Here is a 15000-nt window from a genome sequence, read left to right as displayed (position 1 = left end):
CAGAACGGCTGTACAATTAAATAATCCATGTCTGTATAGCAACAAGGGCAAACAATCCGGGAATACCCAGGAATCCGGAAATGGCCGAAGTAGCAAGGTTTATAGGAACATGAATGCCAATCTGATTCCCAAATGCATTTAAGAAGAATAATAAGAGTGCACCTATGATCAGTTTAATGGCTCCCTGCCCTATAAATCTTACCGGTTTTACCGGTGCTCCTATAAATAGAAGCAATAAAATTAATCCTCCCAGAATGGAGATCACTACGATAGGATCCAAAAGAAAAATCCTCCTCTCAGGAAACTTGTACTACTAATTTATGTTTAGTCTGTACAAAAAAGACCTTAGAGGAGGACAAGTATTTTGTTATGGACGATTTTCTTCAGCAAAATAAATAACTTACATTCTCACTTTAACATTTCTCTTTTTAGCTTCCCTGAATAGAAAAAAGTATTTCGCTTCGGCCAGCTTTGCCTGGCTAATTGCCTCAGGGGATGGATCAAAGCTTTTTTCCACCAGCGATTTCTGGTTGTTCCAATCTGTTTTCAATCTGTTCAGCTGCTCCAGAAGCTTCTCATCAAACTCGCTGCGAAGCCATTTTTTCCTGCGAAAAAACATATATTCCGCCTCCGTGCTTAAACTTCTCTTCTTCCCTCTAACGCTTTTGAGAGCGTTACTTCATCTGCATACTCCAGGTCTCCGCCTACCGGCAGGCCATGGGCGATCCGGGTAGCCTTTATGCCGGACGGCTTGATCAGGCGGGAGATGTACATGGCTGTTGCTTCCCCTTCAATATTCGGATTGGTGGCAAGAATAATCTCCTGGACCGTCTCATCCTGAAGCCTTTTCAATAAATCAGGAATATTGATATCTTCAGGGCCAATCCCATCCATCGGAGAAATCGCTCCATGGAGCACATGATACAGCCCGTTGTATTCCTTCATCTTTTCCATGGCAATAACGTCCTTCGGATCCTGGACCACACAAATGACAGACCGGTCACGTCTCTGGTCCTCACATATATAACAAGGATCCTGGTCCGTGATATGGCCGCAGACAGAGCAGTAAGATAAATTTCTTTTCGCATTGACCAGTGCCTTCGCAAAATCCAGCACAGTATCTTCTTTCATGCTTAAAACAAAAAACGCCAGACGCGCAGCCGTTTTCGGGCCGATTCCGGGCAACTTCATAAAGCTGTCAATCAGCTTGGATATCGGTTCAGGATAATGCATGTGTGTTTCCTCCTATATGAAAAGGAAAAGCGCCGCGAGCATGATGGCCTGATGGATATTCCATCAGGCTATGTTCGCTGGCGCCCGGCCTGTCTGTGCTTTTAAGCACTCCTTCAGGATGTTTGATTAAAACATTCCCGGCAGGTTCATTCCTTTAGTAAATTGGCCCATCGTATCGTTTGTTAAATCTTCCGCTTTTTTCAGTGCATCGTTAGTTGCCGCCAGGACAAGGTCCTGAAGCATTTCGATATCTTCCGGATCGACAACTTCCTCTTTAATGTTAACTTCTAAAACTTGTTTATGTCCGGATACAACGACAGTCACCATTCCGCCGCCGGCTGTTCCTTCAATTCTTTTTTCGCCAAGCTCTTCCTGTGCCTGAGCCATCTTCTTTTGCATTTTCTGCATTTGCTTCATCATATTTTGCATATTTCCCATTCCACCGCGCATTTTACATACCTCCAGCTAGTTTCTATTCTTTAATTTCTATTAGTTCAGCGCCAAATAACTTGACCGCTTCAGCCACATGAGGTTCTTCCTCATTTCCGCCGAAGCCCCCGCCAGACTCATCTCCGTCACGCTGGCTGCGCAGGAAATCCTCCCTGACGCTTTGCCATTGTTCATCCGGAATGCCGACCAGCTGCAATCTCTTTCCTAAAAGCTCAAACAGGACATTCGCCAATGTATCCAGGAATTTCGCATTATCCATGGCCATCTGACAATGAATTTCATATTTGAATTTTACAATAAGAGCTGTTTCCGATGCGGCTACAGGCTCTGCTTCATTGAGAAGAGCTGCCTGAGAGCGCATCTGGTTTTGAACAAGCAGGTTCAGCATCTCGCCCCAGCGGCTCTTTACAGCCACGAGATCATTTTTCGTTGCCTGCTTCAGTACTTCATTCACTTTCCCGACTGGCGCCTGGAATCCCTTGCGTGAACTTCTCTGCGGCTTTTTCTGTACAGCAGGAGCTCCATCATCTTTCACCGCTATGCCGTTTTTCTTTAATTCAGCAAGCTCGTGCTGCAGCTGTTCGATTTGCTGCATCAGCGGCTTAATGTCTGCAGCCTGTCCTGGTCTCTCCCGCTGTTCAAGCTGGCACAGCTTCACAATCGCCACTTCCAGGAAAATCCGCGGATGGTTGGTCCATCTCATTTCCTGCTGGGCTTTGTTCAGCACTTCAATCAGCTCATAAAGCTCTTCAGGCTCCACCTCCCGGGCAAGCTGCTGGAAGTCCTCATCGAGCATAACTCTTTCCATTGATTCCTCAAGCCTAGGAGCCGCTTTATATAAAAGCATATCCCGGTAATACAGGATAAAGTCCTCTATAAAGCGGGATGGATCTTTCCCCTGAAAAAGGAGCTCCTCCAGAAATTCCAGCCCGGATGCTGCATCCCTGTCTTTAACCGCTCTTGCCAGTTTATTTAAAAACCCCTGCGACACGGCACCTGTTACAGATAGGGCATCTTCGACTGTAACGCGATCCTGGCTGAAGGAGATCGCCTGATCAAGCAGACTGAGCGCATCACGCATCCCGCCTTCTGCGGCTCTTGCGATAATCTGCAGGGCCTGCTCTTCATAGGCTGCATCTGTTTCATCCGCAATCAGCTTCATTCTTCCTGTTATCGCCTGAGCCGTAATCCGTTTGAAATCGAATCGCTGGCAGCGGGAAATAATCGTCAGAGGAATTTTATGAGGCTCGGTTGTGGCTAAAATAAAAATAACATGCTTAGGCGGCTCTTCAAGCGTTTTTAACAGCGCATTGAAGGCTCCAATGGAAAGCATATGCACCTCATCGACGATGTAAACCTTGTATTTTACAGCATTCGGGGCATATTTCACTTTGTCCCGGATATCCCTGATTTCTTCTACACCATTATTGGATGCAGCATCGATTTCAATGACATCAGGAATTGATCCGTCTGTAATCCCTCTGCAGGCCGAACACTCATTGCATGGTTCAGTGACAGGTGCCTTCTCACAGTTAACAGCCTTTGCAAGTATTTTTGCCGCACTCGTTTTACCGGTTCCGCGGGGGCCGGAAAACAAATAGGCGTGTGATATCTTCTCCTGAAGCAGGGCGTTTTGCAAAGTCTTTGTCACATGTTCCTGCCCGACAACATCGATGAACTGCTGCGGGCGCCAAACACGATATAAAGCTTGATAACTCACTGACACGCCCCCTTCCTATGTATAGTCCTTCATCTATTATAACGTATCTAAATTCTTTTTTACAAAACCTAGAGCAAAAAATACAACAAAAAACCCACCCCGCAAAAGGATGAGTTTTAGTAACAATATAAACTGCCGTGCACCTTCCGTCGACTGGCGCCCATAGGCGTTACTTAAGCAGTTAGCTCGGCCCAGGCAACCCTGCGGCACATGGGAGCGTCCACTTAATGCTGCTTCCTTCCGGACCTGACATGATTCATGGATTCCCATTGCGCAGGACCCGGGCGTCAACACCACTTACTTAAGGCAGGCCCTACAGGACACCAGCCTCGGGAAGGGATTCAGCCTCGCTAGAGCGGATTGCGAGTACAGGGCACCGCTACCTCCCCGCCTAGCACGGCAAAGTTGAAACCATATTTAGGTGCGTCTTTGTCCGACGCATTTATAAGTATACTAACAATCAGGAAAAAAAGCAATGCCTAGCCATTGTCAATTCCTGTATCCTGTTCCATCTGCAGTAATTGCCTTTTCTTTTTCTCTTCTTTCTTGCGCTTTCGCAAGTTCCGGAAAAAACTCGAAAGCATTTCACCGCATTCTTCTTCCAGCACCCCTGCGACGACTTCACTCTGATGATTGAACCGCTCATCCTGCAATAGGTTCATGAGCGTTCCGGCACAGCCGCCTTTCGGATCCCTGGCTCCATACACCACCTTTTGGATGCGCGACAGAATAATGGATCCCGAACACATCGGACAGGGCTCCAAAGTTACATAGAGGACGGCATTCTCCAGCCGCCAGGTTCCGAGTTTTTTGCACGCCTGATCAATGGCCAAGAGTTCCGCATGCGCAATCGCAGTCTGATTCACTTCTCGCAGGTTATGTGCCCGGGCAATAATCTCCCCGTCCAGAACAATGACTGCGCCAATCGGAACCTCCTCCAGCCCTTCAGCAAGCTTAGCTTCCTTGATGGCCTCCCGCATATATAGTTCATCTTCAGTGAATGATTCCTGAATCAAATATCTTCATTCCTTCTCTTAACATCTGTGTAAAAGCGGCCCCTTTTACGAAAAATACTCTTAAAGGAGCGATTCGATGAAAAATCCGCAAGCCTATAAACCGGCTCTTATCATTATTGACATGATTAACGACTTTCATTTTCACCATGGAAAAATCCTTGCTGAAAAAGCAATGAATATCATAAAACCCATCAATGAGCTAAAGTCCGCATTTCATAAACAGGATCTCCCGGTCATTTATGTGAATGATCATTATAACCTCTGGAAGGCTGATCTCGATACGATTATGAATCATTGCCGCAATCCTGTCAGTGAGCGTATCCTTCATGAAATACACCCGTCGCCGGATGATTATTTTTTAATAAAGCCAAAGCACTCCGCTTTTTACGGCACTGCCTTAAATACTCTCCTGCACCAGCTTGGCGTCAATCTGCTTGTTATGACGGGAATCGCAGGCAATATCTGTGTCCTGTTTTCAGCCAATGACGCTTATATGAGAGAATACCGTCTGCATATACCGCATGACTGCACCACCTCCAATGATGACCATGATAATGCAAATGCCTTAAAGATGATGGAAAACGTATTAAAAGCCAATATCTCTTCCTTCTCTGAAAACAATTATAACATTTCTTCCCTGTTTCCTTCATAAAATGGCAGTAGTGTTTAAGATGTGCTTTTCAGGGAGGGAGATAGATTGCAGATTCATGTTGTCCAGCAAAACCAGTCTTTGTTCGGCATTGCCCAGGCATATGGAACGACAGTTCAGGATCTCATTGAAGCAAATGAAATCCCCAATCCAAATAATCTGGTGATTGGCCAGACACTGGTTATTCCGATAATAGGAAGCTTTTATTGGGTGCAGCCGGGTGACAGCCTTTACTCGATTTCAAGAAGGTTCGGCATTTCTTATCAGCAGCTGGCATCAGTCAATGGCATTTCAGTAAGCCAGCCGCTTCAGGTGGGGTTTCGCCTTTATATCCCGCCCCGCCCGAAAACGAAAGCAGAATTCAATGCCTATGTGGAGCCAAGAGGCAATACAGTCGCCCCTGAACTGGAGGAAAGTGCAAGAGAGGCCGCGCCTTATCTGACCTATCTGGCGCCGTTCAGTTTCCAGGCTCTCCGCGATGGCTCTTTGAAGGAGCCGCTTCTGAATGATTTCCCAGCTATTGCGAGAGCCAATAATAATGTACTGATGATGGTGATCACCAATCAGGAAAACGATCAGTTCAGTGACGAACTGGGCAGAATATTGTTAAATGATATGGCGATTCAGAATAAATTCCTGGATAATATTACCGCAACAGCAAAGAAATACGGCTTCAGGGATATTCATTTTGACTTCGAATTTCTGCGTCCTGAGGACCGCGAAGCGTATAACAATTTTCTCAGAAAAGCGAAGGCAAGATTCAGGCAGGAAGGCTGGCTGATTTCCACAGCATTAGCCCCGAAAACCAGCGCCGAACAGAAAGGGCTCTGGTATGAGGCCCATGATTATAAAGCACATGGGGAGATTGTTGATTTCGTGGTCATCATGACCTATGAATGGGGCTACAGCGGCGGTCCGGCTATGGCCGTTTCCCCGATCGGCCCAGTGAGGCAGGTATTGGAATATGCGATCAGCGAAATGCCATCTTCTAAGATCATGATGGGCCAGAACTTATATGGCTATGACTGGACGCTTCCTTTTGTTCAGGGCACTACCGCAAAAGCCGTCAGTCCGCAGCAGGCCATACAGATCGCAGCGGAAAATAATGTGGCTATTCAATATGACTACAAAGCACAGGCCCCATTTTTTAATTACACAGCACCTGACGGGAAAAGGCATGAAGTCTGGTTTGAGGATGCCCGCTCCATCCAGGCGAAATTCGACTTAATCAAAGAACTGAAGCTTCGGGGAATGAGCTACTGGAAGCTAGGCCTGTCTTTCCCGCAAAATTGGCTTCTGATTACGGAAAACTTCGATGTGACAAAAAGAGCATGATCACTCAGCAGCTGCCGCTTACAGGCAGCTTTTTCATTTTTCAGATAATATACTCTTACTTTCTTATTTCCAGCTTAAATTCCATATCCCTTCCACTCCATACTGTGATAAAATAAGCTTTGTGTCATTTTGGAACGTACCTATATATGGTTTCTATAGATAAATAAGCAATGCAGGAGGACGATCACTATGGGGGGAATACCTTTTATTACAGTAGAGGGGCCGATTGGCGTTGGGAAAACATCTCTCGCTAAAGCAATTTCTGAGAAATTTCAGTATGCCTTGCTAAAAGAGATTGTTGATGAAAATCCTTTTTTGGGTAAATTCTATGAAAACATTGAAGAATGGAGCTTTCAGACTGAAATGTTTTTCCTATGCAACCGCTATAAACAGCTGGTTGATATCAACAATCACTACCTGGCTCAAAATAAGCCTGTTGTGGCTGATTATCATATTTTCAAGAATCTGATCTTTGCACAGCGCACACTGAATCAGACTGAATACCAGAAGTATCTGAAGATCTACGACATTCTGACGGGTGATATGCCAAAGCCGAATGTCATCATCTATCTTAATGCCAGCCTTGAAACACTGCTCGACCGAATCGAGCTGAGAGGCCGTGAAATTGAAAAGAACATCAGTCCGTTATATCTCGAGCAGCTATCCCTTGATTATGAAACGGCTATGAATGAGTTCGAAAGGCAGCACCCGGATATTCCGGTCATCCGCTTTAATGGAGATCAGCTGGATTTTGTGAAAAACGAAGCAGACTTAATGCATATATTCGATACCTTATCGACATCATTAAAAAAGAGGAGTATACACTTATGAATCTAAGGCAGAAATATGAGATTCCTTCAAACGCCGTCATTACCATTGCCGGAACCGTTGGAGTCGGAAAATCAACAATGACCAATGCGCTTGCGGATGCACTGGGGTTCCGAACCTCTTTCGAAAAGGTTGATACAAACCCTTACCTCGATAAATTCTATGCGGATTTCAACCGCTGGAGCTTTCACCTGCAGGTTTACTTCCTGGCTGAACGCTTCAAGGATCAGAAGCGCATTTTCGAATATGGCGGCGGCTTTGTTCAGGACCGATCCATTTATGAAGACACAGGCATCTTTGCGAAAATGCATTATGAAAAAGGGACGATGTCCAAGGTCGATTACGAAACCTACACCAGCTTATTTGATGCGATGGTGATGACACCATACTTCCCACACCCTGATTTACTTATCTACCTGGAAGGCTCGCTTGATGACATTCTTTCACGCATCCAGGAGCGCGGCCGTCCGATGGAACAGCAGACACCTATTTCCTACTGGGAAGAAATGCACCAGCGCTATGAAAATTGGATCAACAGCTTTAACGCATGCCCGGTCCTGCGCTTGAATATCAATGATTATGACATCATTCAGAATGAGCAATCCATTGAGCCGATTGTGGAGCGAATTTCTTACTTTTTAAGACAAACGCAGCTATTGAAAAAATAACCGCCATTATCGGCGGTTTTTTCTTTGGAAGAACACAAAAAAACCGCTGATGCGATCAGCGGTTTTATGTATCTCCAATATTTATGCGCGTGTTAGATGTCAATTAAAATGGAGGAGGAAAGGGGATTCGAACCCCTGCGCGGTTTGACCCGCCTGTCGGTTTTCAAGACCGATCCCTTCAGCCGGACTTGGGTATTCCTCCGCATCGACAAGAAATACTATATCATCTCTTAAAAAAGTTGTCAACATTATTTTTATAAAAAAATAGAGCGGATTAAAAACCCGCTCCGAACTTTCTCATTAAGGCTTAATGACTTCGCGATTGCCCATATAAGGACGCAATACTTCCGGAATGATGACACTTCCGTCAGCCTGCTGGTAATTCTCAAGGATGGCTGCCACCGTGCGGCCGATCGCAAGGCCAGATCCATTCAGTGTGTGCACATGCTCCGGCTTGCCTTTTGCCTCGCGGCGGAAGCGGATATTGGCACGTCTCGCCTGGAATCCTTCAAAGTTACTGCAAGAAGAGATTTCTCTGTACGTGTTATAGCTCGGGATCCAAACCTCGATATCGTATTTCTTCGCAGCTGTGAATCCAAGATCGCCTGTGCACATGCTCATCACACGGTATGGCAGGCCAAGCAGCTGAAGGACTTTTTCGGCGTGTCCAGTCAGTTTTTCAAGCTCATCATAAGACTCTTCAGGCTTCACAAACTTCACAAGCTCTACCTTATTGAACTGATGCTGGCGGATCAGCCCGCGTGTATCACGGCCGGCAGAACCTGCTTCAGAACGGAAGCATGCACTGAATGCCGCATAGTTAATCGGAAGCTCATCTGCATTCAGAATTTCTTCCCTGTGCATATTGGTGACAGGCACCTCGGCAGTTGGAATCAGGAAGTAATCCTCGCTTTCAATCAGGAACGCATCTTCTTCAAATTTCGGAAGCTGTCCTGTTCCTGTCATGCTTGCACGGTTGACCATATATGGAGGCAGAACTTCCTTATAGCCATGTTCGTCTGTGTGCAAATCAAGCATGAAGTTGAATAAAGCACGCTCAAGGCGGGCTCCAAGACCCTTGTAGAATACAAAGCGGCTGCCTGTTACTTTGCTGGCGCGTTCGAAGTCAAGCAGGTCAAGATCTGTTGCTACATCCCAATGCGGCTTTGGTTCGAAATTGAATTCACGGACTTCTCCCCATTTGCGGATTTCCACATTATCGTCTTCTGTTTCACCGTCAGGCACGCTTTCATGGGGAATGTTTGGGATGCTCAGCAGCAACTGGTCCAATTCTTCCTCGACCGTGCGAAGCTCCTCATCCAATGCTTTAATTTTGTCGCCGACTTCTCTCATTTCTGCGATTAAATGGTCTGCATCCTGCTTTTCGCGCTTCAAAGCTGCAACCTGCTGTGATACTTCATTCCTTTTGCTCTTCAGCTGTTCTGCTTCTACAATCAATTCACGTCTTTTAACATCAAGATCCTCGAATTTTCCCAGATCCGTTAAATCCTCGCCGCGGTGCTGAAGCTTGTTTTTCACTTCTTCAAAATTAGCTCTCAAAAATTTAATGTCCAGCATTTTTTTATTCCCTCCTGAAAAATAATTTAGAACACAAAAAACTCCCGTCCCCAAAAAAGGGACGAGAGTTACCCGCGTTGCCACCCTAGTTGAAAGCATAAGCTTTCCACCTTAAATCCATAACGGTTTTAACCGAAAGCATTTACTTTTCCCGGACCATACCGGGTGTTCCATGCTTTGCTCGAGGATGGATTCACAGGGTTTATTCACCGGTTCACACCAGCCACCGGCTCTCTACAGAACAAAGTTCCTGTTACTAGTTCCTCTCATTGCTTTTAAGCTATAAGAATTTTGTAATTCATAATGTACTACAATTATGTTCCATTTGCAACCAAAATATTCAAATTGCTAATTGCTTGGACTCTTTAATCATTTCAACGAAATAGCCTGTCAGGCGATGGTCATCCGTCAGTTCCGGATGGAAAGAGCACCCGAGGAATCTGCCTTCACGAGCGGCCACAATCCGGCCATTGTGCTTGGCGAGGATTTCAACATTATCCCCCGCCTCGACAATATGCGGCGCACGAATAAAGACTGCTGCAAAGTCTTCTGCCACTCCGGCAATATCCAGATCAGCCTCAAAGCTTTCGCGCTGGCGGCCGAATGAGTTTCTTTCTACCCGGACATCCATCACACCAATATGAGGCTCATCATAGCCAATAATATGGTTTGCAAGGAGAATCAGCCCGGCACATGTCCCGAACATCGGCTTTCCTGACTGGGCAAACTCCTTAAGGCTGTCCATAAAATCATACTTATCAATGAGGCGTCTCATGGTCGTGCTCTCGCCGCCAGGCAGGATCAGCCCGTCCACCTCATCAAGCTGTTCTTTGCGTTTGATGACCACAGCTTCGGCGCCGCATGCTTCTACCGATAGAACATGCTCTCTTACTGCACCCTGCAGCCCTAATACTCCAACCTTTATCATGTTCAATTCTCCTTACCAGCCGCGCTCCTGCATACGAGCTTCAGGAGCCAATGAAGAAATTTCGATTCCCTTCATCGGTGTGCCAAGTTCTTTTGAAAGTTCAGCAATTAATTTGTAGTCCTGGTAATGTGTAGTTGCTTCAACAATGGCACGTGCAAATTTCGCAGGGTTTTCAGATTTGAAGATACCTGATCCTACGAACACACCGTCAGCACCAAGCTCCATCATTAGAGCTGCATCTGCAGGTGTTGCAACGCCGCCTGCTGCGAAGTTTACGACTGGAAGGCGTCCAAGGCTCTTGATTTCCAAAAGAAGCTCATATGGCGCTCCCAGAAGCTTAGCTTCTGTCATTAACTCGTCTTCATTCATGCCGACAACCTTGCGCACCTGTGCATTCACCTTGCGGATATGGCGCACAGCTTCAACGATGTTTCCAGTTCCAGGCTCACCCTTTGTGCGAAGCATGGAAGCACCTTCGCCAATACGGCGTGCTGCTTCACCTAAATCACGGCATCCGCAAACGAATGGAACAGTGTAGTCTCTTTTGTTCAGATGGTATTCTTCATCAGCAGGAGTTAAAACTTCACTCTCATCTATGTAATCGACACCCATCGCTTCAAGCAAACGAGCTTCTACAATATGGCCAATACGCGCTTTTGCCATTACCGGGATTGAAACTGCACCCATTACTTCTTCCATAATACGCGGATCTGCCATACGTGCTACACCGCCGGCTGCACGGATATCAGAAGGAACGCGCTCAAGTGCCATAACTGCTACTGCACCAGCTTCTTCTGCGATTTTTGCCTGCTCAGCGTTAACGACGTCCATAATTACGCCGCCTTTTTGCATTTCTGCCATTCCCCGTTTAACACGATCTGTACCTGTCTTCATGTTTATCCCCCTTCGTAAATACCATCTGCTCTGGATGGGTTAAATATTATGATAAAAATAACTTTTCAAAAAAAGGAAAATAGATTACTTTACTCGGAATTTTCCCTATTGAAAATATGCAATGAAAAAGGGCTCCTGTCAAGACAGGAAAGCCCTTTTTCTTAAAACCAACCTTTTACAGTTGAGGAAACACTTCCCCATAGGTCACCGAAGAAACCGCCGATGCTGCGCATAGTCAGCACGAACCAGTTTGCTTTTTCAACACTTTCAGCGGCTACAACATCCACCTGGATATTGCCTTTGCCTTTATCAGACAGGAACTCAAGCTTCCCGTCCTCTTTGGACTCGATCGTTAAGTAGCCGACCTTTTCTCCCTTTTTAATAGGAGCGGTCAATTCACCATTTTCATTTAATTTCTTTTTATCCAATACAAGAACGGGTTTAAAGTTTTCCTTTTCCCCATTTCTCATCACCATTTCGATTGCATCTTTAGAAGAAATCTTCACTTTATCTTCTTTCCCTTTTGTAACAGGCACTGTTTTCTGGCCTTTCACCTGATATTTGGCAGGAACGATTTCTTCTTTCGTGAAGTTGGTGAAACCGAAATCGAACATTTTCTTGGTTTCATCGAATCTGGATTTATAAGTTGCCTGACCATTCGCACCTTTAGCGTTCATAACAACACTGATGTAGCGGTTGCCATCTCTCAGAGCAGTTCCTGTGAAGCAGTATCCGGCAAAGTCAGTTGTACCTGTTTTAAGGCCATCTGCGCCTTCATAGCCATATACCAGCTCAGGAAGCATCCAGTTCCAGTTCTCCATTTTAATTTCATCGTCTGTACCCTCTCTGAACGTCTTTCTAGGGGTACTTGCCGTTTCCAGTACTTCCGGGAACCGGTTAATCAATTCTTTAGCCAGAATAGCTGTATCTCTTGCTGACATGACGTTTTCTTCTTCAGGGCCGCCTGCAGGAGGGGATCCCTTTAAATCTCGGTTATTCAAACCGCTGGAATTAACAAATTTATAGTCTTTCAGCCCAAGCTCTGCTGCTTTTTCGTTCATCATTTTAACAAAGTTGGTTTCTGAACCGGCAATCGTTTCTGCAATCGCAATTGTTGCACCATTTGCAGAGTATATAGCCATAGCTTCATACAATTCACGGATATTGTATTTGCCGTCTCTTCTTAACGGGACATTCGATAAGGCACGGTCCTGTGAAACTTTCCATACATATTCACTTACTGCGTATTCCTGATCCCACTTCACTTTGCCCTTTTCAACGGCTTCAAGTAGCAGGTATTCTGTCATCATTTTCGTCATACTGGCAATACCCAGTACTTTATCCGCATTTTTTTGATATAAAATCTTTCCGGTCTCTGCATCTACTAAAATAGCAGCATCGGCATTGATATTTAAAATATCTTCCGCATGTGCTTTATGTATACCAGGTAAAAGACCTAATATCATGACCATGGCAAGGAATCCAGCGATAAACTTACGGTACAATGTTTTCTTCAATTTTACTGCCCTCCAACGTTTTAATACACTTTTGTTATTTTATCATAACTCTGATTCAAAGAATAGATAGAGTAATTACCTATTCCTGCCTCACTTGTGGCATGATTGGCCCAATTGCTTGCACTGATATTTTCCTAGTATCCATTCTCGGGCATAAAAATAAGCAGAAAAGGTTTCCCTCTTCTGCTTTTTATTGCTGTTTTTCGCCAGCAATGTTGTCCGTTGATTTCCGCTCCAGGCTGCTCAGCTCACCGCGGGGCGTGCGGTGAGCCTCCTCGACGCTGCGCGTCTGCGGGGTCTCACCTTTCCCCGTTACTCCCGCTGGACGTTGAATAAGCTCCCCCGATACACACCGCACGAAGAAAATACGAGAGCATTTTCGAGGATCTCGCACCTTCCGCTCCAATCAACTCAGTAAATGAGATACAAAGAGCTGCGAAAAACAGCCTTATTTTTTATGAATTATAGCGAGTAGTTTGGCGCTTCTTTTGTGATCTGTACATCATGCGGATGGCTTTCTCTCAGGCCTGCACCTGTCATTTTAATGAATTGGGCATTTTCGCGAAGCTCGTGAAGATCTTTTGTTCCGCAATAGCCCATTCCGGAACGGATACCGCCGATAAGCTGGTAAATGGTATCGGATAAAGGCCCTTTATATGCAATGCGCCCTTCGATTCCCTCTGGAACGAACTTTTTATTATCTTCCTGGAAGTAACGGTCTTTTGAGCCTTTTTCCATGGCTGCAACAGAACCCATTCCTCTGTAAACCTTGAAGCGGCGTCCCTGGAAAATTTCCGTTTCGCCCGGGCTTTCAGATACACCGGCAAGAAGGCTGCCAAGCATAACGGCATGTCCGCCGGCTGCCAATGCTTTCACAATATCCCCTGAATATTTAATTCCGCCATCAGCAATAATGGACTTGCCATGCTTGCGTGCTTCGGTTGCACAGTCATAAACAGCTGTGATCTGCGGAACTCCTACACCTGCAACAACGCGTGTTGTACAAATCGATCCAGGTCCGATTCCCACTTTTACAATATCAGCACCCGCTTCAATCAAATCCTTTGTCGCTTCAGCTGTCGCAACGTTTCCGGCAATAATGGCGAGATCCGGATAAGTATTTCTGATTTCGCGTACGGTATCAAGCACGCCTTTTGAATGTCCATGTGCCGTATCCACTACGATCACATCTACATGTGATTTCACAAGCATTTCAACACGCTTCATCGTATCGCCGGTTACGCCAACTGCTGCACCTGCCAGCAGGCGTCCGCGCTCATCCTTTGCCGAGTTAGGAAACTCAATAACTTTTTCAATATCTTTAATGGTGATTAACCCTTTTAAAACACCTTCATCATCTACCAGCGGCAATTTTTCAATTTTATGCCTCTGGAGAATCTTTTCTGCTTCATCCAATGTGGTTCCAACCGGAGCCGTTACAAGGTTTTCCTTTGTCATCACATCGGAGATTTTTATCGAAAAGTCCTGAATGAATCGGAGGTCACGGTTTGTCAGAATGCCAACAAGCTTCAGTTCCTCAGTATTATTGACGATAGGCACACCGGAAATCCGATACTTGCCCATTAAATGTTCTGCGTCAAATACCTGCTGTTCTGGAGTGAGAAAGAATGGGTCCGTAATAACGCCGCTTTCTGAACGTTTTACTTTATCCACCTGATCAGCCTGCTGTTCTATGGACATGTTTTTATGGATAACTCCCAAACCGCCCTGGCGCGCCATAGCGATCGCCATTTCTGCTTCAGTCACCGTATCCATTCCGGCACTGATCACTGGAATGTTGAGTGCAATCTTTTCAGTCAAATTAACTTTGAGGCTTACATCACGAGGAAGCACCTCTGATTTAGATGGAACCAGTAAAACATCATCAAAAGTTAAACCTTCTTTAGCAAACTTAGTTTCCCACATCTTTTTTGACCTCCTGGACTCGAAAATATTATTAGTAGGTTATCAATTGGACAAAATACTGTCAAGGACAGATTGATATGTTGGATTTTTCAAAAGATTCGGAGGACTCTCAGTGATACATCCATTTGATTTTAAAAGCTCCTTTTTATATTTTTTTTCTGCGAATACATCACAGGAATTTTTAAAGAAATGCTACCAAAAGCAAAACCTGGATCAGGCTGAACAAAAGAGCTATGAAAACAGTTACCCTTTTATATA

At 45.3% G+C, this 15000-nt stretch carries 16 protein-coding genes, 1 tRNA gene, 1 other RNA gene and 1 other annotated feature (1 of these 19 running past the window's edge); of the genes, 5 read left to right on the top strand and 13 right to left on the bottom strand.

Annotation, left to right across the window (positions count from 1 at the left end; translation table 11 throughout):
* Positions 1-16: 16 nt before the first annotated feature.
* From NAF01_RS00155 to tadA, 7 genes are all read right to left on the bottom strand, one after another.
* Positions 17-280 carry a pro-sigmaK processing inhibitor BofA family protein gene (locus NAF01_RS00155; protein WP_035333490.1) on the bottom strand — a complete coding sequence of 88 codons (264 nt, stop codon included), beginning with the start codon at positions 278-280 and terminating at the stop codon, positions 17-19.
* A 120-nt stretch (positions 281-400) separates the two neighbouring features.
* Positions 401-619: a YaaL family protein gene (locus NAF01_RS00150; RefSeq protein WP_061794190.1), complete on the bottom strand. Its 219-nt coding sequence runs from the start codon at positions 617-619 to the stop codon at positions 401-403.
* A 17-nt stretch (positions 620-636) separates the two neighbouring features.
* On the bottom strand, positions 637-1233 hold the full coding sequence (gene recR, locus NAF01_RS00145; RefSeq protein WP_009336775.1) for a recombination mediator RecR: 597 nt from the start codon (positions 1231-1233) through the stop codon (positions 637-639).
* Positions 1234-1359: 126 nt separating this feature from the next.
* A complete protein-coding gene (locus NAF01_RS00140) occupies positions 1360-1683 on the bottom strand; it encodes a YbaB/EbfC family nucleoid-associated protein (RefSeq protein WP_048011083.1) in 324 nt (107 codons plus the stop codon).
* A 22-nt stretch (positions 1684-1705) separates the two neighbouring features.
* On the bottom strand, positions 1706-3403 hold the full coding sequence (gene dnaX / locus NAF01_RS00135; protein WP_048011082.1) for a DNA polymerase III subunit gamma/tau: 1698 nt from the start codon (positions 3401-3403) through the stop codon (positions 1706-1708).
* A gap of 135 nt (positions 3404-3538) precedes the next feature.
* Positions 3539-3803, bottom strand: an RNA gene (ffs, locus tag NAF01_RS00130) — signal recognition particle sRNA large type.
* 79 nt (positions 3804-3882) lie between these two features.
* Positions 3883-4419 carry a tRNA adenosine(34) deaminase TadA gene (gene tadA, locus NAF01_RS00125; RefSeq protein ID WP_048011081.1) on the bottom strand — a complete coding sequence of 179 codons (537 nt, stop codon included), beginning with the start codon at positions 4417-4419 and terminating at the stop codon, positions 3883-3885.
* A gap of 76 nt (positions 4420-4495) precedes the next feature.
* On the opposite strand from tadA, the gene NAF01_RS00120 reads away from it, so the two are divergent.
* From NAF01_RS00120 to NAF01_RS00105, 4 genes are all read left to right on the top strand, one after another.
* Positions 4496-5071 carry a cysteine hydrolase family protein gene (locus NAF01_RS00120; RefSeq protein ID WP_163145278.1) on the top strand — a complete coding sequence of 192 codons (576 nt, stop codon included), beginning with the start codon at positions 4496-4498 and terminating at the stop codon, positions 5069-5071.
* A gap of 45 nt (positions 5072-5116) precedes the next feature.
* The gene (locus NAF01_RS00115) at positions 5117-6403 is read left to right on the top strand and encodes a LysM peptidoglycan-binding domain-containing protein (RefSeq protein ID WP_163145279.1); all 1287 of its coding nucleotides are present in this window, start codon (positions 5117-5119) and stop codon (positions 6401-6403) included.
* A gap of 189 nt (positions 6404-6592) precedes the next feature.
* On the top strand, positions 6593-7234 hold the full coding sequence (locus tag NAF01_RS00110) for a deoxynucleoside kinase (protein ID WP_163145280.1): 642 nt from the start codon (positions 6593-6595) through the stop codon (positions 7232-7234).
* The gene (locus NAF01_RS00105) at positions 7231-7899 is read left to right on the top strand and encodes a deoxynucleoside kinase (RefSeq protein WP_035333477.1); all 669 of its coding nucleotides are present in this window, start codon (positions 7231-7233) and stop codon (positions 7897-7899) included. Before NAF01_RS00110 ends, NAF01_RS00105 begins: the two co-directional genes overlap by 4 nt.
* Before the next feature lie 109 nt (positions 7900-8008).
* Here NAF01_RS00105 and NAF01_RS00100 read toward each other — a convergent pair.
* The 6 genes from NAF01_RS00100 to guaB all read right to left on the bottom strand — a co-directional run bounded on the left by NAF01_RS00100 (position 8009) and on the right by guaB (position 14742).
* Positions 8009-8101 (bottom strand) — tRNA-Ser (locus tag NAF01_RS00100).
* Between the two features lie 98 nt (positions 8102-8199).
* Positions 8200-9477: a serine--tRNA ligase gene (gene serS, locus NAF01_RS00095; protein ID WP_163145281.1), complete on the bottom strand. Its 1278-nt coding sequence runs from the start codon at positions 9475-9477 to the stop codon at positions 8200-8202.
* A gap of 54 nt (positions 9478-9531) precedes the next feature.
* Positions 9532-9756 (bottom strand) — a binding site (T-box leader).
* A gap of 61 nt (positions 9757-9817) precedes the next feature.
* Positions 9818-10405 (bottom strand): pyridoxal 5'-phosphate synthase glutaminase subunit PdxT, encoded by a 588-nt coding sequence (gene pdxT, locus NAF01_RS00090; protein ID WP_048011076.1) that lies wholly within the window; start codon positions 10403-10405, stop codon positions 9818-9820.
* A 12-nt stretch (positions 10406-10417) separates the two neighbouring features.
* Positions 10418-11299, bottom strand: coding sequence for a pyridoxal 5'-phosphate synthase lyase subunit PdxS (gene pdxS, locus NAF01_RS00085; protein WP_009336764.1), 882 nt, complete (start codon positions 11297-11299; stop codon positions 10418-10420).
* A 161-nt stretch (positions 11300-11460) separates the two neighbouring features.
* Positions 11461-12771, bottom strand: a complete 1311-nt coding sequence (locus NAF01_RS00080) for a D-alanyl-D-alanine carboxypeptidase family protein (RefSeq protein WP_226620404.1) — start codon at positions 12769-12771, stop codon at positions 11461-11463.
* A 507-nt stretch (positions 12772-13278) separates the two neighbouring features.
* Positions 13279-14742 (bottom strand): IMP dehydrogenase, encoded by a 1464-nt coding sequence (gene guaB / locus NAF01_RS00075; RefSeq protein ID WP_048011074.1) that lies wholly within the window; start codon positions 14740-14742, stop codon positions 13279-13281.
* A gap of 112 nt (positions 14743-14854) precedes the next feature.
* On the opposite strand from guaB, the gene NAF01_RS00070 reads away from it, so the two are divergent.
* Positions 14855-15000 carry the 5' portion of a YaaC family protein gene (locus NAF01_RS00070; protein ID WP_250801494.1) on the top strand. The gene runs 814 nt beyond the window's last position, so the window shows 146 of its 960 coding nt (coding positions 1-146); the start codon lies at positions 14855-14857; its stop codon lies off the right edge, out of view.

The organism is Cytobacillus firmus (assembly GCF_023657595.1).
Lineage (GTDB): Bacteria > Bacillota > Bacilli > Bacillales > Cytobacillaceae > Cytobacillus > Cytobacillus firmus_B.
This window is presented reverse-complemented; position numbering and strand designations above follow the sequence as displayed.

Excerpts from the sequence above, each read along its gene's own strand:
- NAF01_RS00140 (WP_048011083.1), bottom strand. The coding sequence starts at position 1,683 with ATGCGCGGTGGAATGGGAAATATGCAAAATATGATGAAGCAAATGCAG.
- guaB (WP_048011074.1), bottom strand. The coding sequence starts at position 14,742 with ATGTGGGAAACTAAGTTTGCTAAAGAAGGTTTAACTTTTGATGATGTT.
- pdxS (WP_009336764.1), bottom strand. The coding sequence starts at position 11,299 with ATGAAGACAGGTACAGATCGTGTTAAACGGGGAATGGCAGAAATGCAA.
- NAF01_RS00105 (WP_035333477.1), top strand. The coding sequence starts at position 7,231 with ATGAATCTAAGGCAGAAATATGAGATTCCTTCAAACGCCGTCATTACC.
- NAF01_RS00110 (WP_163145280.1), top strand. The coding sequence starts at position 6,593 with ATGGGGGGAATACCTTTTATTACAGTAGAGGGGCCGATTGGCGTTGGG.
- NAF01_RS00080 (WP_226620404.1), bottom strand. The coding sequence starts at position 12,771 with ATGGTCATGATATTAGGTCTTTTACCTGGTATACATAAAGCACATGCG.
- NAF01_RS00120 (WP_163145278.1), top strand. The coding sequence starts at position 4,496 with ATGAAAAATCCGCAAGCCTATAAACCGGCTCTTATCATTATTGACATG.
- pdxT (WP_048011076.1), bottom strand. The coding sequence starts at position 10,405 with ATGATAAAGGTTGGAGTATTAGGGCTGCAGGGTGCAGTAAGAGAGCAT.
- NAF01_RS00150 (WP_061794190.1), bottom strand. The coding sequence starts at position 619 with ATGTTTTTTCGCAGGAAAAAATGGCTTCGCAGCGAGTTTGATGAGAAG.
- recR (WP_009336775.1), bottom strand. The coding sequence starts at position 1,233 with ATGCATTATCCTGAACCGATATCCAAGCTGATTGACAGCTTTATGAAG.
- serS (WP_163145281.1), bottom strand. The coding sequence starts at position 9,477 with ATGCTGGACATTAAATTTTTGAGAGCTAATTTTGAAGAAGTGAAAAAC.